The following is an 18118-nucleotide window of genomic DNA, read 5'->3' as shown; positions in this document are numbered from 1 at the left end:
GACCGGAAAGGCCCATTGATATCACCGTACAGAAGACTTGACTGCATGCGCAGTCGTTTTTAGTGCATGCCCCGTATTCAGTGCATCAGATACGATCGTTGATGTACGTGGCATGCGGGTCAGGCATGTCTCCTCTACGTCATTTCAGCTCAAGGTGCCCTTAGCGCGCGGGTAGTTATCGAACACCTGGGGGAGTGGATTCATCCCCAGCTTGTCCAGGTGGGCCAGGGCGGCTGCGACGTCGGCAACCTCTCCGAGAGTGCTGTCACGCTGAATGACCCAAACGAACCCGTTCTCGGATGTCGGCAGCGTCCGCGGCAGAGTGGACAGCCCGATCCTCTCGAACTCTTCGCTGATCTGTGTGCACAGCTCGCTGCTGAGCCGGGCTCGCTCCGGCGCTGCGTGTTTCTTGATGAAGTGCATGGACAAGCGCTTGATGCCATGGTCAACCTCGACTGCATGCTTGATAATTGTGAAGTCCATAACTGGGCAGCTTACTGAGTTAATAAGGAACTTGAGGTGGCGGGCGGGGATCTGCCCACTGGGGGGGTGGATTTGGGACAGCTGTCCGTGGCTCGCGGCCGAGGGTTACGGACCTGACTTGGCGCCATCCTCCGGCGGGCGCAGCTCACGTCGCCCATGACCGCGTCGGCCGTGCGGTGTCTACCGCGCGCTCCGGAAGCGGCAGTGCAAGACCCCGGTCGGATGCGCGACCAGTTCCGGCGGTGCTCAGAACTGTCCGGATCCTGGAGAAGCACTGACGTCGCGGACGTCCGTTGCGTGATCCTTCATCAAGGGGCGCGATGACAGTGGCGGAAACCCAACCCAGCGTGTGAGAAGGCGACCTTCACCGTCACGCGATCGACGAATGGCTCGTCTACGGCCTAGCCGGCCTCGCCCCTGCTGAGACCACCACCCTGCTGAGCGGAGCGCAACCTCGTCGAGCTGGGCTCCGTACCGCGAGGCCAGACCGGGCGCCTGTCCAGAGCGCACACCTTCGCTCAGGGTAGAGGCAGTGCTCACGGGAACCGAGGGCATCTTGAGATGCGCGTACCTCGTCATCGTCTCGCCGACCCGGGCCTGTATCGAGGAACTGCGGGCGCTCACCTGGGACCACGTCGCCCTGAAGGCCCGACCGGACTTCGCCTCGTCGGGCCGGCGCAATGCGTAAGTGCAGTCTGGCAGCAGTTCAGGAACACGGCGGGGGCCGGCTCACCGCTCACGAGAAGCGGAAGGAGCAGAGGTTCGCCTTCTCCCCGGCCGCAGGCATGCCACTCGACGCAGCCAACGTCCGCCGTGCCTTCTGCCAGGCGCTCAAGGGTATCGACGGGATCGACACCGCTTCGTGTCCTACTGTCCGGCCGGGGCGTCCCGCTGGAAGAGATCTCGCGGCTCGTCGGCCACTCCGGGACCGCCGTCGCCGAGGAGGTCTACCGGAAGCAGATCCGGCCCGCGATCCAGACCGGTGCCGTGGTCGTGGACGGCATCTTCGGGGCGCAGGAGCGGCGGCCGTAGACACGCGGAGAGCGATAGACACGCACGCAGAAACGTGTAGGCACCTACAAACGTTTGTAGGTGCCTACACGGTGTTTCGGCTGTCGGGGTGGCGGGATTTGAACCCACGACCTCTTCGTCCCGAATTAGGCCCTGGAAGATCGCCTACCTGTATCTAGAGGTAAAGATGCAGGTCGGAGCGTCGGGGAGCGTTGGTCTTTGTTGCCTTCTCAAGGCCCCCTTCGCAAGATCATCTCCAGGATTTCTCCAGGCACCGGGAAGGCCAGAGTCGCGTAAAACGTTTGACGCGACTCTGAAGACTGCAACCTGGCAGGTGCTAGGTGTATTGACCCGCAGGGTTGTTGACGCGGCTGATGGGTGGCTGGCCTCCGAGTGCGGTGTGGCCGCGGTGGTGGTTGTAGGTGTGGAGGAAGTCTGCCAGTGCCGTGGTTCGCTTGTCGTTTGAGGTGTAGGGCCGCAGGTAGGCCCATTCGTCGGCCAGGGTGCGGTTGAAGCGTTCGACCTTACCGTTGGTCTGCGGGCGGTAGGGGCGGGTGAGCTTTCCGGTCGCGCCGATCTCGATGAGCGTCTTTTCCCAGGCCAGGCCCTTGCGGTAGGCCCAGGCGTTGTCGGTCAGGACCCGCTCGATGCGGGTGATGCCCTGGCTGCGGAAGACGGCCGCGCGGGTGAGGAAGCCCGCGCAGGTGGCGGCTTTCTCATCGCCGTGGATCTCGCTGTAGGCGAGGCGGGTGTGGTCGTCGACGGCGGAGTGGACGTAGTCGAAGCCCATGCCCCGGATCGGCCGGCCCGCGTCGCGGCCGTGGACCTTGTGGCCGCCGCCGTCGGGGATCCGGCCGAGTTTCTTCACGTCCACGTGGATGAGTTCGCCGGGCCGGTCACGTTCGTAGCGGCGGATGGGCTGGCCGGTGGGCCGGTCGAGAAAGGCCAGGCGGTTCAGGCCGTGTCGGGTGAGGATGCGGTGCACGGTGGAGGCGGGCAGGCCCAGGACCGGCCCGATGCGGGCCGGGCCCAACTTGCGCTCCTGTCGCAGCCTGCAGACCTGCGCCTCGGTGGCGGCTGCCGTGCGGTGCGGTGTCGTGCGGGGACGGCTGGAGCGGTCGATGAGTCCGCTCTCGCCCTCTGCACGCCAGCGCCGGATCCACTTGTGGGCTGTGGGACGGGAGATGCCCATCTCGGCTGCGACATGCGCGACGGGACGGCCGGAGCGGACACGCTCGACGAGCAGCCGCCTGCCGTGAACGGTCAGCCGGGCATTACGGTGGGACACGAAGACCTCCGTGTGCGGTGTGGAGCCTAGACACCTCCACCACACCGGAGGTCTTCGCCACGATCAAGACCAGTCAGCGTTAACAACGCTCGTGATCAATACAGCTAGGACATGGCCAGCTGACTGTCGTCGGGCCCCGGTCCGCCTGCCCGAGTCTGTTGCCTCCGGGCTCCGGCCCAGAAGTGGGGAGGCCGCCGGAAGAGGTCCGCGTGCGTGAATCGCTTCTGCGGGTGACGCTGGGATCGTGCCTGCACCGCGTGTCGTCGTGTATCCACCTTCGGATAGTGGTGGCAGGCGGGTGCGTGTGGACAGCGTGATCCTGGGGACGGCCTACTCGCTTCACGACCTGACGGTGTTCCTCGAGCGTGCCGGGCTGGAGGGTTGGGACGAACTCGACGTGGCCGCGGCAGAGGGGCTGATCGAGTGGCGAGGCGGCGGCCCGGATGCCTGGCAGTAGGGCGTGTGAACCGCGTGAATCGGTACAGGGCGTGACCGCAAGGCAAGCGTCAAACGTTTTGCGTTCCTCGCTGCGTACGCCAGGGTACGTAGAACCTGTTGCGGCACGCAATAGCGTTGTTATGATGCAGGGACCCCTGACACGTCTTAAACGACAAAGTGGGGCCTGACGCTGTTGACGCAGCGTCAAGCCCCGAAGGGGTGCAGATTACGAGCCCGGCCGTCCGAGTTGCGGTCGGGCTCTCTGCTCAGCCCCCGGCCGGTTCGTGCGCTCTCGTCACGACGAGAGGTACTGCACCACTTCCTTGATGACCACGGCGATCACCGACACCCAGTCCAACACTGCCTGCCTGAACGACAGGCGGCGTTCACACCGCGCGCAGCGACCGTCGACGGATTCCTCCTCGGTCACCTGGCTCCCTTCCCTTCTTCGAAGTGGCCCTGAGTACAACTCAGGGGTTCGCCTTCTGCTGAGGCGAACAACTCGGTGAGTCCGGCGAGGGGAACCGGGCCTAAGCATAGGTGAGCTGATGTAAGACGAAGGGCTGATCGACTGTAACTTGGTTACACCTGCCGACATCCCCCGCTAACCGCGCTTGCCAACGTAAATTTGCTCTGGCGCATTTTGAGGCGCGCTAACGTGACGTTTCTTGGAGTTAACTAGGGTTCGTGCTGCGCAAGTCATTGACGCTGCAAAGCATAATCGGGAAGGCGTAATCGCCACGTTTCCCAAGGTGGCGCCCCGGGCGATGCAATCTATCGCCGAGCGAACCCGAAGCGGCTCCGGAACGCTAAAGCAGTGGCCCCAGCGGATACAGCACGGCCGTCCAGTTGCACCGTTTGCCGAGTGGAGGCTCCACGCAGGGCGAGTTGAGGTGCAAATGTGATTCAGATCACCTTTCAGGTGGCGTCGTCCTGAGGGGGCATACCCCCCTCCCGCCTGGCAGGCCTTGCCTGCCGTCGGTGTCCCCGCCCCTCTCGTACGCACAACCCTCCCCCGACAGGTCACCGGGAACTTCAAGGATCCGCATGCCGAACGACCGGAGGAAACGTGCCTGAAGGGCCGAGTCTCGCCGTGGACACCCTCTACCACCTACGGACATCCGTAGGTGGGTAGCTACGCTGGTACGCACCACCTCAGAAGGGGGAGTGCGCCATCCATGGGACCAAAGACGACCAAGGTCTACGAGACGCTTCGCGAACGGCTCACCAACGGCGCGTACGCCCCAGGCGAGAAGTTCCCTTCCGAGCGCACGCTTACCGAGGAACTGAGCATCGGACGGACGGCGCTGCGACAGGTTCTCGCCCGTCTCGTGGCAGAGGGCGCCCTAGAAGTCCGGGGCAGGAGTTCGTACCGCGTACCGGGCGCGGTCAGCGTGAAGACCCCGGAGGGGGTGGAGCCCTGGCGTATCCACGGCGAGCGCGACCTCTACGACAACCAGTGGGTGAAGCTTCAGCTCTGGGACGTGGAGCCGCCGGGCGTGGACCGGTTCGAGCACCATGTCGTGAAGCTTCAGCACGTCGCCATCACGGCTGTGGTGGACGACCAGGACCGCGTACTCATGATGTGGCGATACCGGTTCGTGCCGCAGCGGTTCGGTTGGGAGCTGCCCGGAGGGATCGTGGACGAAGGAGAAGTGCCGGCGGATACGGCGCTGCGGGAAGTCGTTGAAGAGACCGGCTGGCGCCCGAAGTCCCTTGAGCACGTCGTCACCTATCAGCCCATGGTCGGCATGGTCGACTCACCGCACGAGATCTTCGTAGCCCACGGCGCCGACAAGGTCGGGGAACCCACCGACCTGGAAGAGGCCGGGCACATCGAATGGGTACCCCTTGCCGACATTCCTGGACTCATGGCCAGGGGTGAGCTGCTGGGGTCCGGGACCCTGGTCGCGTTGCTCCACATCCTGGCGACCAGGGGAAAGTAGGGCGTCACAGCCGCTCACTGAGGAGATCGACCCGTCGGCGCTGCCGCACCGAACCGGTGCGGCTCGCCAGTAGCCGCGCCTGCTTCAAGTGGGTGTTCGCGTCGTCGTACTCCGCTCGCGCCAGGTGAGCCTGGGCGAGATCGGTGTGAAGCCCGGCCTTCGCTCGTACGAACGTCGGGTCAACGACTTTCAAGGCGTCGTAGAGGCTGGTCACGGCGTCGCCGTCCCCCAGCAACGCAAGAACGTTCCCCTGCCACCGGCTCAGGTGGGCAGTGTTCAAGAAGAGACTGGCCACATCCGGATCGCGCTCCTCGCTGCCCGGCGGGATAGTCGCCATGGCGGCGTCGAGTGCGCGTCGACAGTCGTCCTCCAGTTCCGAGACGTGGGCACACAACTCCGCCTCCGCGGCATACAGCCACGCCCGAAGCCGCGCGGATCCGCTCGTTCCGAGGATGCGGTGCGCATCACGAACTAGTTCGACACCAAGCGCCGGACGGCCCGCCTCGCACAGTACGTACGCCTGCTCAGCCATGGCGTGAGCCAAATGCGTCGGGGACTCCGCGTCGCGCGCCGCTCGCTTCGCCAATTCGTAGTGCCGCCAAGCCCGCTCGATGGCACCGGAGTCGATCGCCTGCCAGGCCGCCAAGGTCGAGGCCCCCACGAGCGCCAGGGCCACCGGTCGGCGCGCACTCGGCAGCACCGCGAAGTTCAGCGCATCTTCGAGTCGGGCAAGGTGACCCGTCATCTGATCGACAAGGCCAGAGGCTCCCATCTGGCGGTCCATGGTGCGCAGCAATTCAGTCTGATCGTTGAGCGTCGCGACCATGGACTCACTGACACTGCTGGCTGAGTCGATCCTGCTCAGCAGCTCGTCGTACCCGTCAGTCATGGGCACAGCAGCAGCATTGCCACCGCCTCTCAGCTCAGCGTCGGTGGCGCCGAGGAGGCGACGCAGGATCTCGGCATAGCGGTCCGAGATGGTGCGCTTGCCGTTCTCCCACTCGGACACGTACACCCGCAAACTCGCGGTTGAGGCCACGTCAGTGAGGTGCCGTCGGGCGTACTGCTCGATCTCGCGAACCAGTCGCTCCTGAGACCAACCGCGCGCCGTGCGCGCGCTCCGAAGTCCTGAACTCACAAGCCACCACCAGGGGCTAGTTCCGATCAACGCTCCTCTCATGGTGCCTCACATAGTCGCAGGTCAACAGGGGTTAACAGGACGAGAGTTAAGACCTGTTGGCTACCGCCACCCCCGCCTCAGAGGGTCTTCTGGAGATGCACCGCGGCGGGCAGCCGTCACCCGAATTGACGAACCACCTTGACTCTGGTGCGCACCAGATGCATTCTTCTGGTGCGCACCAGATGGTGGAGTCACTCCCGATTCGCGGTGTGCAAGACGCGGCCCTTCGCAGCCGCCGTCCTTGAGAACTAAACAGTGATCGTGCGGGGCTGACGCGGGAGCGGCGGTCGCGGCAGGTGCCCAGGGCGAGAGTCTGAGGGCAAACCGCCGTGGTGGACGAAGCTCTCCCCCTACGCGCTTGGCAGGCGCCACCCGGTTTCTGGGTGTGGGGAGGTACAGCGGGAGCTCCAATGCACGTGGCGGCAAGAGTGAGACCGCCCCCGCGGCGACCGGGTGATGTCGTCGGCGGCACGCCATCCTGCACGGCTTCGTGCAGGCCGCCCTGCTGGCGTCAGAGCAGCGACGATGACGCGCCCGATTTCCCGGCTCGGGACCGGTGCTCCGTGGCAACGGCGCACCGGTGAAGCCGTGTCCCCGCGATCTGCGGGAGGTCGGCATGGGCCGACGACATACCGGGGCGCTGCCGGGATGGACCGGCTGGCGGCGCCTGACGATTCCCCGGTCCGCCTTCTTCCTGGCTTCGCAGCGGCTGACGCTGCGGCCGGTTGCCTCTCTCGCCCGTCCGGCCTGCGCACTTGGCGTGCAGGCCGGACGGGCGGGGGTGCGGGGAGCCGGAGAGTCTGGCCCCGAGAGGGGGGGTTCGATGGAGATCGCCGCTGCCGTTGTCGCGGTGATTGGCACCGTGCTGGGTGCTTCTGTTGTGGGTGTCCAGCAGTACTACGCGTCCAGGTCCGAGCGTCGGCAGGCACTGCGGGACCGGGCCCTGACGGCCCTGTCCGAGCTGAGCACCGCGCTGGCGGATCACCGCCGTGCGATGTGGGTGCGCGAGGACCTGCGCCTGTCCGGCGCGGCCCCGGCGGACGTCGCCGCCGCCCGTGAGGCGAGCCACGTCACCCGGTCCGCTGTCACCGCCCCGCAGATCGCCCTGGCGGTTCTGCTGCCGCAGCTTCGTCTGGACGTGGACGCCGCAGTTCGGGCCGCGTACGACATGCGCGGCGCCCGGAGCGTGGAGGTACTGGCGTCGTTGCGCGAGTCGGCCGTAGCCGCGGCCGACTGCCTGACCGCCTCGGCGGCCCGCCTTCTGTCCCGTCCCTGATCCACTCCACACAAACGGCCGCACCCCCGGAGTAGCCGCTCCGGGGGTGCTGTTCGGGCCGTCCAACCCAGCGAGAGGAACAACGACCCATGAAGCACATCGGTGCACTTCAGGCGGTTGTTACCGCCGACGAGTACGACCGCGAGCCGACAGCCGCGGAGCTGGACGCCATCGCGGTGGAGACGCCGCTGATCCTGGCCGAGGTCGAGCTGCTGGATGTGCGCATCGCCCTGATGGACCGCAGTCCGGGCGAGCTGGACAAGCGGCGCCTGCGCAAGGCCCTGCACCGCGTGTTGATCGCGCGGGCGGCGCTGGCCAACCGTGCCACCTCTGAGGAGGCGGCGTGAGCAGGGACCTCGCACTGAACGATCTGGCCGCTCCGCTGCGGGCCCTGCACCTGCTGGCAGGTGACTTCGGGCACCTGCCCGCGCCGATGGTTGACGTGAACGACATCTTCCCGGACCGGCTCAAGCTGAGTTTCCACGACGGCTTGAGCCAGTTCGAGGCGTGGCGTGAGGCGCTGGGTGTCGACTTCGGCGCCGTAGCGTACGGCACGCAGGGTGAGGGTGACCGTACGTGCGCCCTCAAGATGTCCACCGTGTACGCAGGCGCTGTGCTGGAACTGGTGGCTTACGCGGACGTTCCCCTCGCAGCACCGGCTGAGACCGACGAGCCCCCCGCCTCCCCGGATCCGCTGATCGTCACGGGTGCGGTTCCGGTCGGGGGTGCCTCGTGATTCGTATCGTCACCGCGGGCCGTCTGCGCCGCATGAGTGAGGCGACCGAGCAGGCCCGTACCCGCGCACGGGAGGTTCAGGAGCAGGCGGACGCCGCCCTGAGCCGCCATCTGAAGCAGGTGTGGGAGCTGACCGGCCGCGCCGAGCGGGCCGAGCACGCCGCTCCCACGGCTGCCTGGGACAAGGAAGTCGCCGAGGCCGCGCTCAAGGTGCTGCGCGAGGAGACCAACCGGCTGGAGGACTCCCTGGAAGCCGCCGCGGAGCAGGCGGCTGAGCGTGGGGAGGAGATCCGGCGGCTGTGCGGCGAGCTGGAGACGGCGGAGCAGAACGTGCCGCTGGTGCTGCTGCTCCACGGGGGTGAGCCGCACAGCATCCACCGCAGCCGCCAGGACGCCTACGCATACGCGGCCACCCGGGGGGCTCCTGTTCACGGGTGGGTGCCGAGCGATGAACACCCGGCCGCTGAGGTCGCCTGGCGGTCCGTCCCGTTCACTCCCGATGAGGCCGTGAGGGATTTCCGGGCCGTGTCGGTCTCCTCCTCCGAGGGCTCGGAGGGCCAGGCGTGAACAGCGTTCAGATCCGTTCAGCGGAGAAGGCGCTGTCGGTGGGTACGTGGCTGATCGTCGCGGGAGCGATGCTGTATTCGATCCTCACCGTGACCCCGCTCGCCGCCGCTCACACTCCCGTCCGGTGGGCGTGGACGGCGCCGATCCTGCCCTTGGTCGTGGATGCCGCGGTGGTCATCGTGGTCCGTCTCGACGCGGTCCTGGCCCGGCTCGGGGGCGAGGGCGGGAGGTGGCCGGTCGTCCTGCGGTGGATGACCGGCTGCATGACGCTCGCCCTCAACGTCGCCGACTCCGCCCTCAAGAACGACCTGGTGGGCGTGGCCGTGCATGCGGTCGCGCCGCTGCTGCTGATCGTCACTGCGGAGACGGGGCTTGCCTACCGGCGCGCCATCACCGCCGCCGTGGCGGCCTTGGCAGCACGGCAGCAGGCCGAACGGGAAGCCCGTGAACACGCCGCCACCCGGCGGCGCGAGGAGGCCGTCCGGCTGGCGCGGGAGGAGCGGGAGCACGCGGCAGCGGTGGCTCGTGAGCAACGCGAGCATGCCGCCGAGCTGGCCCGTGAACAGCGTGAGCACGAGGCCAGCATGGCCCGGGAGCAGGCCGGGCGGGAGGCCGCGCTGCGGCGTGAGGAACGCGAGCGCGAGCAGACCCGTCAGCGCGTGGAGCGGGAGGAGCGTGAACGCCGCGACCGGGAGCGTGAACAGCTCCAGCGCGAGCGTGAACACCAGGCCCGGCAGGCCCGCGAGCGGGCTGAGAAGGAGCAGCGGGAGCGGGCCGAGCGTGAACGCCGTGAACAGCGGGACCGTGAGGAGCGGGCCGCGCGTGAACGCGCCGCGCTGCTGTCCGCCGGTCCCGCCGCGGAGAAGCAGCCCGAGGACGTCGCCCGTGCCACCGTGCACGCCGCCTATGTGGAGGGGCTGTCGGTGCGGGCTGCTGCGGAGTTGTGCGGCTGGTCGGTGGGGTGGGTGTCCTCTCGTTACGCCGAGCACCGCGACCCGAGCGCGGGCGGCGCTGAACTGGCCATCGCGAGCCGCTGATGGCGACCGTCCCCGTCTACCGGTGGCGGCTGGCCCCTGATGGGCTGGCCACCCGCCGTCAACTCCGTGCGCAGGGACTGCGGCCCGGCGGCCAGGACGTCGCCGCCCAGGTGGAGCGTCCCCGGCGCCGCCGCGGCCCGCTGGTCGCCTACCTCTACTCGATCGAGCTGGCCAGACCTGTCCGGCCGATGACGCCCGCGAAGTGGGCGGCTCTGGCCAGGGCGAATGCCGCCCGGCGCAGGTGCCCCGAGTGCGGGCGGGATGCCGGGTACGTCATTCCGTCCTCGCTCGGCATGTGCCCTGCCTGCGCCTATCCCGAGGAACAGCTCGCTGCCTAGACCCTGTTGGCGGGCCCGGCCAGCAACCTTCCACAGCCCTGGCCGGGCCCTACTCCTTCGAAGGAGTGCTCACAGCATGACGGAACTCAGCACCGAGCCGGTAGCCGTCGAGGCTGCCCCGGCCACACCGCCCCCGCCACCCGACACCCCGCTGACCACAGCCGCGGGCGTGAAGGAGGCGGAGCACACGCCCGGCGGCTGGCCGGTCGTCCCCCTTGCCCTGACGGGGGCGAACAGCACGGTCGGCATGGTGGCCGCGGCCTGCCTGGCGGGCGGCCCGGTCGCCGCCATGGTCGCCGCCACCGGAGCAGCCGTCCTCGGCACGGTCGCCGCGACCCGCTCCCGTCGGCCCAACTCCCGCCGCGCCGCGCGCCGGGCCGCCATTCGCGCTGCTGGCCGCGCAGCTGCCCGCAGCGCGGGCCTGCGCCACGGCGGGATGGGAGCAGGAGGCAGGTCCGGGGGCCGTTCGGCTTCCCGTGCCGGCCGCACCGGCAGCCGCCCGGGTGGTGGGCCGGGTCAGCACCGCCGCGGCAGTGCCGCAACCGGCGGGAAGAACCGCGGTACAGGCAGCCGTACAGCGTCCGACCGCGCGGTTGGCAGCGTGGGTGCGGCCGCGGGCCGCACCGGGCAGATAAGGGCCCTGCGTGCCTCGCAGAAGGCTGCGGCCGGATCCCGTGGCGCACAGCGGGCGCAGACCACCGGGGCCCGCCGCGCGGTCGCCGACGCTCGCCGCAGTGCCAGGTCCGCCGTCGGCCCCGCCCGGTCGGGCAGGGGCGGCAGCATGGCGGGCCGCCTGATGGGCAGCGTCGCCCGCAGGGCCCGTGCCGCGCGGGATGCGGCCGTTGCCAGGCAGCGTGCCAGGCGCGACGCCAAGACGAACGGCAGGGTGGACGCGCAGCGGTCCGCGGTCCGCAAGGCCCCCGCCCGCAGGGCCGCTCGTGCGGCGTTGCGCAGGTCCGCGGCCCGCTTCCACGGCCGTCGCCTGCTCGCGGCCTTGCTTGCCCTGCCGGTCGGTCTGCTCGGGATGCTCACCACGCCGATCGGGCGGAAGTTCGGTATCCCGTGGCTGGTGCACCCCGGACGGCGCCTGTACCGGCGGATGGTGCAGACGGCTGCCGGGGAGCGTGCCGAACGGGACGAGGCCACCCGCCAGGAGCTGGCCGAGCAGGAAGCCGCCGCCGATGCGGAGGCAGCCGAAGACAGCGCGGACGCGGTCGCGGACAGCGTAGAGCGGCCCCCGGCCACGGTCCCCGCCCCCTCCACATCCGAAGCGAGTGAAGGAGAACAGATGGCTCTGGTGTCCGGGTTCAAGTTTGAGGATCACGCCATGGAGATGCTGGCCGCGGCCAACACCTACGAGCCGGACGGCTGCATGGAGATCCTGGCCATGGTCGAGGGCATGCCTGCCGCGCTGACCTGCATGGCGGGCGTGATGAAGATCCTCGCCGAGCGCTCCGACTGCGAATTTCCGCTGGAGAAGGAGATCGCGAACGGCTTCGCCGACATCTACGGCGCCCTGATGGCCGCCGTCGCGGTCGCCGAGGACATGGGCCCGCTGTTCCGGCAGGTCCACGAGAAGGACATCGCCCGGCATGAGGACCCCCGCAACGGCACTGAGGCCGAGAAGGGCTGGAACGTCTGAGATGAGCAGCACCGCCACCGCCAAGCAGGGCAGTGGCCCGGTGCTGGACTGGGCAGCCGGTCACGGACCCGTGACCGGCGCCCTGTCCGCCACCACCGGAGCCTTCGCCGTCGCCACCACCGGCGCCGCCACCGCCATGCCCCCCGGCTGGGCCCTGGCCGTCGGCGCCGCCGGTGCCCTCGGTCACACCGCGGCCGGACTGCGGGTTCGTAACGCGGGCCGCACCCTGGCCACCCGGGCCGCGTCCTGGCTCGTCGGAGCCGGATGGACCACCTGGGCCATCACCCACGGCCCCCTGACCTGGGCCGCCCTTGGCTCCCTGGCCACGATCGGCGTCGGCATCGGCGCCGCCGCCCGCTCCACCGCTCTGTACGAGGAGGCCCGGGAGGAAGAAGCCATCGCCGCCGAACAGCGGCAGATCGCCGCGGAACTGTCCGCGGACCGCCGGGCCGTCGCCGCGGAATGGGCCGACCGCCTCCTACGGGTCTGCTCCGTCACCGTGCGCGTGGTGGGAGTGGAGATGTGGCCCACCGGAGCCGGGTACTCCATCGACGCCGAACTCCCGCCCGGCGGCGCCACCTGGAACAAGATCGCCGCCGAGTCGTCCCGCTTGTCCGCGGACGCACGTCTGCCGCACGGCTGCACCGCCACCGCCTCCCCCGGCATCGACCAGGGCCGCGTCATCATCGACGTGACCACAGTCAACGTCCTGGAAGAGGAGCGGACTTACCCCGCCGACTACGGTCCGCTGTCTCTGCTCACCGGGATCCCGTGGGGCTACCGCACGAACGCGGCAAGCATCCTGGCCTACCTGCGTGAGCAGTGCGCGCTGGTCGTCGGGCCCACCGGGTCGGGCAAGACCAACATGGTCCACACGATCCTGGCCGGGTTCGCCCGCGCCCAGGACGTGCTGACCTGGGTGATCGACCTCAATGCCGGATCCGCTGGCCTGCCCTGGGTGCTTCCCGCGCTGAAGGGGCAGATCGAGACCGGGGACGGCAAGCCGGTCCGGCCCGGTGTCGACTGGCTCGCCGGAACCTTCGACGAGGCCATGACCATGCTGGACGCCGCTATCCGGGTCGCCAAGCAGCGCAAGATGGGCTACCAAGACCTGTTGGCCAAGGCCAACACCGACCTCCTGCCGGTCGGCCCGGCGATCCCTCAGGTCATGCTCGTCATCGACGAGGGCGCGGAGATCCTGGCCAGCCCGGACCGGCAAATGCGCAGGTTGGCAGAGAAGATCCTCGAAGTCATCAGGATCGCCCGGGCCATGGGCGTGCGCACCGTCCTGACCGCCCTGGGGGCGACCGGCAGCGTGCTGGGCAACCTGATGATCCGCCGGGAAGCCAAGGTGCGCGTCGCCCTGACCGGCGGTGAGACGGAGGGCATGGATCTGTCGAAGATGTTCCCCGGCTCCCGCGGGCTGCGGGTGGAGCAGGCCCCGTACAAGGGCGCGGGGTTCATGGGCACCCCGGAGTCCCCGGCGGCACTGTTCAAGGCGTGGCGGATCCTGCCCAACCAGATCCGGGAGATCATCGCCGCCACCTCCGGCCGCCACCCCCGCCTGGACGATGTGTCCGCCAAGGCCGCCGGGCCCGCCTACGCCCGCCGCTGGGACACCGACCGCACCGCATGGATGCTCGACCCTGCCTGCACCGACGACGCCCCGGATGCCGGGCCGTCGCGGGAGGGGCTGAACCTGTCCGCCCTGCGCAGCGGGCAGCCTGCCGGGCAGGCCTCGCCGGAAGAGGAGATGCTGCGGCAGTTCCGGGCCCAGATTGATGCCGAGTTCGCCACGGCCGCCGACCCGCACGCCCCGGCTGCCGACCAGGCACCGCCCCCTGCGGGCGGGCTGAACCTGTCGGCGCTGCGGGGCGAGCAGGACAGCCCCGCCCAGCAGGAGGCACTCGCGCTGCTCCTCGCCGCCGGGGCTGAAGGCACCGGGGCCTCCGCGATCGCCCGCGCGCTCGCCGACAGCCACGGCACGACCCGTCAGACGGTCGTCGGCTGGCTCAAGGCATGGGTCAAGGACGGCACCGCCGTACGCGTCGGGGAGGGCACCAAAGCCCGCTACGTCCACCGCCAGCACACCCCCGAACAGCCCGGCGAGAGCTGATCACTTGTCGCCTGACGCCCCGCAGAAGCACAAAGCCTCTACAGCGGCTCCAGGCACCCGGAAACGGCTTGTGACCTGCAAGACGACAAGCGACAAGACAAGACAAGCGACAAGCCAGACGACAAGCCGCACGACAAGCGACACGACAAGCAGCCACGGGCAGCCACCGCACGGCGCGGAGGCTGCCCGCCGCGTTGAAGGGACCCCGTTGTGCACCCCGACACCCCCGCCGAGAGCACCCCCGACCCCCTCCACCCGTACTCGCGGATGAGCGACACCGAAGCCACCGCCGAAGCCCGCCGGATCATCGCCGACGCCTACCAGCCCGTCCCACAGATGCCGACCGCCTACCGCGACCCGGCCCCGCTGCCCGTCTACGGTCCCACGCCGCCCGTGCCACAGCCGGACCGACGGATCGTGCCCGCCTGGGCCGTCGGGACCGCCGTCGCCGGGATCGGGGTCGCAGCCACCTGCGTCGGCCTCGGCTGCGGCATCTGGCTCGCCTGCAAAGGCTTCGCCGCCGTGACCCTGACCAGCGTCCTGTTCGTCACCCTGCCCATCGCCGCCCTGGTCGCCGTCGTGACCACCATCGGCTCCGCCGTCCGCGCGGTGAAGGCGACACGTACCGAGACCCACCACCACTACTCCGGGCCGGTCCGGCTGGAGAACAACACGATCACCGCGCCCGCATACGGGCTGATCGCCCGCAACCGCAACGAACTCAACCGCTGAACCGGAAAGGGAACTCATGTCGTTCGGAGAGACCCCGATCACCCTCGTCGGCAACCTGACCGACGATCCCGAGCTGAAGTTCACCGAAGGCGGCGCTGCACTGGCGAAGTTCACCATCGCCGTCACCCCGCGCAGCTTCGACCGCACCAGCAACCAGTGGAAGGACGGCACCACCGCCTTCTACCGCTGCGCCGCCTGGCGCGCCCTCGCCGAGCACGTCGCCGAGTCCCTGGGCAAGGGCTCCCGCGTGGTCGCCATGGGCCGGATGCGGCAACACGACTGGACCAACGACCAGGGCGAGAAGCGCTCCATGCTCGCCGTCGAGATCGACGACATCGGCGCCTCCGTCCGCTTCACCACCGTCCAGATCAACGCCAAGCGGCCCGCGCAGAACGGCCCCGCCGGTGACGACCCGTGGAACACCCCGGACAAGCCCGCCGAATCGGGCAACGAGCCCCCGTTCTAGCCGTGCCCGAGGCGACCGCCTCTCTCGCCAAAGACACGCGGTCGCCCCGGATTCCAGTCCCATCCAAGAGACCTGGAGGACTCCAGCATGACTCATCCCCCGGGGGTCACGGTATGACCCCCGTCAACATCACCGGCATGCCCCTGGCCGATCTGGACAACCTGCACCTGCTGGCCTCCGCCCTGTGCTCCGTCGAGCGCGGCTGGCCGGTCATCCCGCTGCACCCCGGCAGCAAGCGCCCGGCCGGGCACCCGGAGCGTTCCTGCCCCGGCACCGGCCGGTGCACGGACGGACACCGCACCCCCGAACAGCGCGCCACCACCGACCCGGAGCTGATCCAAGCCGCTTGGGCACACACCGCGTACAACGTGGGGATCGCCACCGGCCCGGCCGGGCTGCTGGTGATCGATCTGGACGTGTGCAAGCCGGGAGAGGAAGAAGGAGCGCCTGACGGCGCCACTTCTCTGGCAGCGCTCTGCGAGCGCGCCGGGGAGCACCTTCCGCCCACGTACCAGGTGCGGACCCCCAGCGGGGGCCACCACCTGTACTTCACCGCCCCGCCCGGCGAGAGGCTGCCCGGCAGCGTCAACCGGCTCGGGCCGCACATCGACACCCGCGCCTGGGGCGGTTACGTCGTCGCCCCCCACAGCACCACCCCCGAGGGCGCCTACGAGGTCCTGGTGGACGCCCCGATCGCGGCGCTGCCCGACTGGCTCACCCCGCTCTTGAGCGAGCCATCCCGGCCCCAGGCGGCGGCAACCGCCCCGCTGCTCGTGCCAGGTTCGGTCACCCGGCGAGCCAGGGCCGCCCTCGACCGCGAGGTCGCCGCGGTCGCCAGGACCGGCGAGGGCGGCCGGAACACCCGACTGCTGGAGGGCGCCCGCGCGCTGGGGCGGTTCGTCGCATGGGGCGAGATCCCCCGGGACGTGGTGGAGGAGGCGTTTCAGGCGGGGGGAGCGGCGGCCGGACTGTCGACGGCCGAGTGCCGGGCCACCATCCAAAGCGCCCTGAACTGGTCCATCCGCACATGCCGTCCCAGGGACGCCGCGTGACTCCCCGCCCTGAAAAGCCATCCCGGTCCACCATCGCCGCCCCGCGCCCGGCTGCGGGCAACACCCCAGTAGGCCGTGGCACGAAGAGCGACGGCCGCCAGGCCGTCCTTTCATCTCTTCGTCCTGACCCGCACCCGACCAGCCACGCCCGCCACAACGCCGACGACCCGACACCACAACGGCCGGGCATCCGCATCTACGCCCCGCCGGTCTACCGCCACCACTACGACGGCGCCCGCTGGTCCCAGCGCTACGGCGACACCCCCACCGCCGCCTACGCCTGCCCCTGCGGCGAGACCCGCACCGCCCGCGGTCCGGACGCCGTCGCGGCCCTGGTCACCGAGTACGCCGCCCACAAGCACTCCTGCACCGGCACGCCCGTCCCACGCACTGAAAGGAGGAACGCCGCATGACCAGCACCAACCCACCCGCACCGTCCATCGACGGCGCCGCCCTGCTCGATGAAGTCGAAGCGTTCCACCGCCGCTTCAACGTCTTCCCCACCGAACACGCCTACGTCGCCGTCACCCTCTGGGACGCCCACGCCCACCTCATGGACGCCCTCGACGGCACCGCACGCCTCGCCTTCCTCTCCCCCGAACCGGGCTCGGGCAAGTCCCGCGCCCTGGAGATCGTGGAAACCCTCACCCCCCGTGCGGCCACCACCGTCAACGCCTCCGCGAACGCCCTCTTCCGGCTCGTGGCGGCTGACGGAGGTACCCCCACGGTCCTCTTCGATGAGATCGACACCGTTTTCGGGCCCAAAGCCGGAGGCAACGAAGAGGTCCGCGGGTTCCTGAACTCCGGCTACCGGCGCGGCGCCAAGTCCCTGCGCTGCGTCGGTGACGGCGCCAACCAGAACCCCGAGTGGTTCTCCTCGTTCTGCGCCGTTGCCATGGCCGGACTCGGCTCCCTCCCGGACACGATCCTGACCCGCTCCGTCATCATCCGCATGCGCAAGAAGGCCCCCAACGAGAAGTGCGAGCCCTACCGTCGGCGTGTCCACGAGAAGCAGGGCCACATCCTGCGTGACCGCCTCGCCGACTGGTGCGCCACCATCCACAACCAGGTCGCGCAGGCGTGGCCGGAGATGCCCGAGGGCGTCACCGACCGTCCCGCCGACGTATGGGAACCACTCCTCGCGGTCGCGGACGCGGCAGGCGGTCACTGGCCCGACCGCGCCCGCACGGCGTGCATCGCGCTCATCAAAGCCGCGTCCGAAGGTGACCAAGCCTCTCTGGGTGTCAGGCTGCTGACCGATCTGCGGGACCGGGTGTTCTGCGGTGTCGACCGGATGCCCACCGCCGCGATCCTCGAAGTGCTCCTCCAGCTCGATGACGCACCCTGGTCCGACCTGAGCGAGGACGGACAGAACAGCAAACCGCTCACCGCGCGCGCCCTGTCCAAGCTCCTGAGCCAGTACGTGCGCCCCGACAACGCCCCGATCAAACCCCGGGGCATCCGGATCGGCAGCACCACCCCGAAGGGCTACTACGCGGAAGACCTCAGCGACGCGTGGAACCGCTACTGCCCCCCGGACCCCGGAGAATCCGCAACATCCGCCACATCCGCAACACCGCAGGTCACAGGGGGTGAATCTGTGGCGGAAGCCCCTTCCGAGAGCCGCCACATGTTCACGGAAACCGACACACGCACCCTCCGCAGCGTCAGCTGACACCGCCCGCCGGACAGGTGCCGCCGCGCCCGCCCGTGGCGGCGCCTATCCGCAACACAGGCGGCATCCGCCACAAATCCAAGCCGCTGACCAGCAATGTTGCGGCGTGGCGGATGTTGCGGATTCCCAGACAGGC

21 protein-coding genes are annotated in these 18118 nt (G+C 69.4%); 17 read left to right on the top strand and 4 right to left on the bottom strand.

What is annotated here, in order from left to right; translation table 11 throughout:
• Positions 1 to 144 precede the first annotated feature (144 nt).
• Positions 145 to 483 (bottom strand): hypothetical protein, encoded by a 339-nt coding sequence (locus ACIHAA_RS21340; RefSeq protein ID WP_399819403.1) that lies wholly within the window; start codon positions 481 to 483, stop codon positions 145 to 147.
• Between the two features lie 532 nt (positions 484 to 1015).
• Between ACIHAA_RS21340 and ACIHAA_RS21335 the strand changes: the two genes are divergently transcribed.
• Positions 1016 to 1171, top strand: coding sequence for a hypothetical protein (locus tag ACIHAA_RS21335; RefSeq protein WP_399819401.1), 156 nt, complete (start codon positions 1016 to 1018; stop codon positions 1169 to 1171).
• 125 nt (positions 1172 to 1296) lie between these two features.
• On the top strand, positions 1297 to 1515 hold the full coding sequence (locus ACIHAA_RS21330; RefSeq protein WP_399819399.1) for a hypothetical protein: 219 nt from the start codon (positions 1297 to 1299) through the stop codon (positions 1513 to 1515).
• A 316-nt stretch (positions 1516 to 1831) separates the two neighbouring features.
• Here ACIHAA_RS21330 and ACIHAA_RS21325 read toward each other — a convergent pair whose 3' ends face one another.
• Positions 1832 to 2782 carry an IS481 family transposase gene (locus ACIHAA_RS21325; RefSeq protein ID WP_399819397.1) on the bottom strand — a complete coding sequence of 317 codons (951 nt, stop codon included), beginning with the start codon at positions 2780 to 2782 and terminating at the stop codon, positions 1832 to 1834.
• 304 nt (positions 2783 to 3086) lie between these two features.
• Between ACIHAA_RS21325 and ACIHAA_RS21320 the strand changes: the two genes are divergently transcribed.
• Entirely contained in the window at positions 3087 to 3239 is a 153-nt protein-coding gene (locus tag ACIHAA_RS21320; RefSeq protein ID WP_399819395.1) for a hypothetical protein, read from the top strand.
• A gap of 276 nt (positions 3240 to 3515) precedes the next feature.
• On the opposite strand, the gene ACIHAA_RS21315 is transcribed toward ACIHAA_RS21320, so the two are convergent.
• Positions 3516 to 3650 (bottom strand): hypothetical protein, encoded by a 135-nt coding sequence (locus ACIHAA_RS21315; protein ID WP_399819393.1) that lies wholly within the window; start codon positions 3648 to 3650, stop codon positions 3516 to 3518.
• 748 nt (positions 3651 to 4398) lie between these two features.
• Between ACIHAA_RS21315 and ACIHAA_RS21310 the strand changes: the two genes are divergently transcribed.
• Positions 4399 to 5166, top strand: a complete 768-nt coding sequence (locus tag ACIHAA_RS21310) for an NUDIX domain-containing protein (protein ID WP_399819391.1) — start codon at positions 4399 to 4401, stop codon at positions 5164 to 5166.
• A 4-nt stretch (positions 5167 to 5170) separates the two neighbouring features.
• Here the strand turns inward: ACIHAA_RS21310 and ACIHAA_RS21305 are convergent, their stop codons facing one another.
• A complete protein-coding gene (locus ACIHAA_RS21305) occupies positions 5171 to 6181 on the bottom strand; it encodes an XRE family transcriptional regulator (protein ID WP_399819389.1) in 1011 nt (336 codons plus the stop codon).
• 988 nt (positions 6182 to 7169) lie between these two features.
• On the opposite strand from ACIHAA_RS21305, the gene ACIHAA_RS21300 reads away from it, so the two are divergent.
• From ACIHAA_RS21300 to ACIHAA_RS21240, 13 genes are all read left to right on the top strand, one after another.
• Complete coding sequence (locus tag ACIHAA_RS21300; RefSeq protein WP_399819387.1) at positions 7170 to 7622, top strand: protein kilB; 453 nt, start codon at positions 7170 to 7172, stop codon at positions 7620 to 7622.
• Between the two features lie 89 nt (positions 7623 to 7711).
• Entirely contained in the window at positions 7712 to 7969 is a 258-nt protein-coding gene (locus ACIHAA_RS21295) for a DUF6284 family protein (protein ID WP_399819385.1), read from the top strand.
• Entirely contained in the window at positions 7966 to 8358 is a 393-nt protein-coding gene (locus tag ACIHAA_RS21290) for a hypothetical protein (RefSeq protein WP_399819383.1), read from the top strand. Before ACIHAA_RS21295 ends, ACIHAA_RS21290 begins: the two co-directional genes overlap by 4 nt.
• On the top strand, positions 8355 to 8924 hold the full coding sequence (locus tag ACIHAA_RS21285; RefSeq protein ID WP_399819381.1) for a hypothetical protein: 570 nt from the start codon (positions 8355 to 8357) through the stop codon (positions 8922 to 8924). Before ACIHAA_RS21290 ends, ACIHAA_RS21285 begins: the two co-directional genes overlap by 4 nt.
• Positions 8921 to 9961, top strand: coding sequence for a DUF2637 domain-containing protein (locus tag ACIHAA_RS21280; RefSeq protein ID WP_399819380.1), 1041 nt, complete (start codon positions 8921 to 8923; stop codon positions 9959 to 9961). Before ACIHAA_RS21285 ends, ACIHAA_RS21280 begins: the two co-directional genes overlap by 4 nt.
• Entirely contained in the window at positions 9961 to 10299 is a 339-nt protein-coding gene (locus ACIHAA_RS21275) for an RRQRL motif-containing zinc-binding protein (protein ID WP_399819378.1), read from the top strand. Before ACIHAA_RS21280 ends, ACIHAA_RS21275 begins: the two co-directional genes overlap by 1 nt.
• Before the next feature lie 76 nt (positions 10300 to 10375).
• Complete coding sequence (locus ACIHAA_RS21270) at positions 10376 to 11941, top strand: hypothetical protein (protein WP_399819376.1); 1566 nt, start codon at positions 10376 to 10378, stop codon at positions 11939 to 11941.
• 1 nt (position 11942) lies between these two features.
• Positions 11943 to 14057, top strand: a complete 2115-nt coding sequence (locus ACIHAA_RS21265; RefSeq protein WP_399819373.1) for a hypothetical protein — start codon at positions 11943 to 11945, stop codon at positions 14055 to 14057.
• A 210-nt stretch (positions 14058 to 14267) separates the two neighbouring features.
• On the top strand, positions 14268 to 14789 hold the full coding sequence (locus tag ACIHAA_RS21260; protein WP_399819371.1) for a hypothetical protein: 522 nt from the start codon (positions 14268 to 14270) through the stop codon (positions 14787 to 14789).
• Between the two features lie 16 nt (positions 14790 to 14805).
• A complete protein-coding gene (gene ssb, locus ACIHAA_RS21255) occupies positions 14806 to 15255 on the top strand; it encodes a single-stranded DNA-binding protein (RefSeq protein WP_399819369.1) in 450 nt (149 codons plus the stop codon).
• Between the two features lie 113 nt (positions 15256 to 15368).
• The gene (locus tag ACIHAA_RS21250; RefSeq protein ID WP_399819367.1) at positions 15369 to 16307 is read left to right on the top strand and encodes a bifunctional DNA primase/polymerase; all 939 of its coding nucleotides are present in this window, start codon (positions 15369 to 15371) and stop codon (positions 16305 to 16307) included.
• The gene (locus ACIHAA_RS21245; RefSeq protein ID WP_399819365.1) at positions 16304 to 16720 is read left to right on the top strand and encodes a hypothetical protein; all 417 of its coding nucleotides are present in this window, start codon (positions 16304 to 16306) and stop codon (positions 16718 to 16720) included. Before ACIHAA_RS21250 ends, ACIHAA_RS21245 begins: the two co-directional genes overlap by 4 nt.
• On the top strand, positions 16717 to 17982 hold the full coding sequence (locus tag ACIHAA_RS21240; protein WP_399819363.1) for a DUF3631 domain-containing protein: 1266 nt from the start codon (positions 16717 to 16719) through the stop codon (positions 17980 to 17982). The genes ACIHAA_RS21245 and ACIHAA_RS21240 overlap by 4 nt, the downstream gene beginning before the upstream one ends.
• Positions 17983 to 18118 lie beyond the last annotated feature (136 nt).

The sequence above is a fragment of the Streptomyces sp. NPDC052040 genome (assembly GCF_044548405.1).
Classification (GTDB): domain Bacteria; phylum Actinomycetota; class Actinomycetes; order Streptomycetales; family Streptomycetaceae; genus Streptomyces.
Note: the sequence above shows the minus strand (reverse complement) of the source record. Positions and strands in the feature narration are given on the sequence as shown.

Coding starts and splice junctions, on each gene's coding strand:
- ACIHAA_RS21340 (WP_399819403.1), bottom strand. CDS start 483: ATGGACTTCACAATTATCAAGCATGCAGTCGAGGTTGACCATGGCATC.
- ACIHAA_RS21310 (WP_399819391.1), top strand. CDS start 4,399: ATGGGACCAAAGACGACCAAGGTCTACGAGACGCTTCGCGAACGGCTC.
- ACIHAA_RS21300 (WP_399819387.1), top strand. CDS start 7,170: ATGGAGATCGCCGCTGCCGTTGTCGCGGTGATTGGCACCGTGCTGGGT.
- ACIHAA_RS21295 (WP_399819385.1), top strand. CDS start 7,712: ATGAAGCACATCGGTGCACTTCAGGCGGTTGTTACCGCCGACGAGTAC.
- ACIHAA_RS21275 (WP_399819378.1), top strand. CDS start 9,961: ATGGCGACCGTCCCCGTCTACCGGTGGCGGCTGGCCCCTGATGGGCTG.
- ACIHAA_RS21270 (WP_399819376.1), top strand. CDS start 10,376: ATGACGGAACTCAGCACCGAGCCGGTAGCCGTCGAGGCTGCCCCGGCC.
- ACIHAA_RS21265 (WP_399819373.1), top strand. CDS start 11,943: ATGAGCAGCACCGCCACCGCCAAGCAGGGCAGTGGCCCGGTGCTGGAC.
- ssb (WP_399819369.1), top strand. CDS start 14,806: ATGTCGTTCGGAGAGACCCCGATCACCCTCGTCGGCAACCTGACCGAC.
- ACIHAA_RS21250 (WP_399819367.1), top strand. CDS start 15,369: ATGACCCCCGTCAACATCACCGGCATGCCCCTGGCCGATCTGGACAAC.
- ACIHAA_RS21240 (WP_399819363.1), top strand. CDS start 16,717: ATGACCAGCACCAACCCACCCGCACCGTCCATCGACGGCGCCGCCCTG.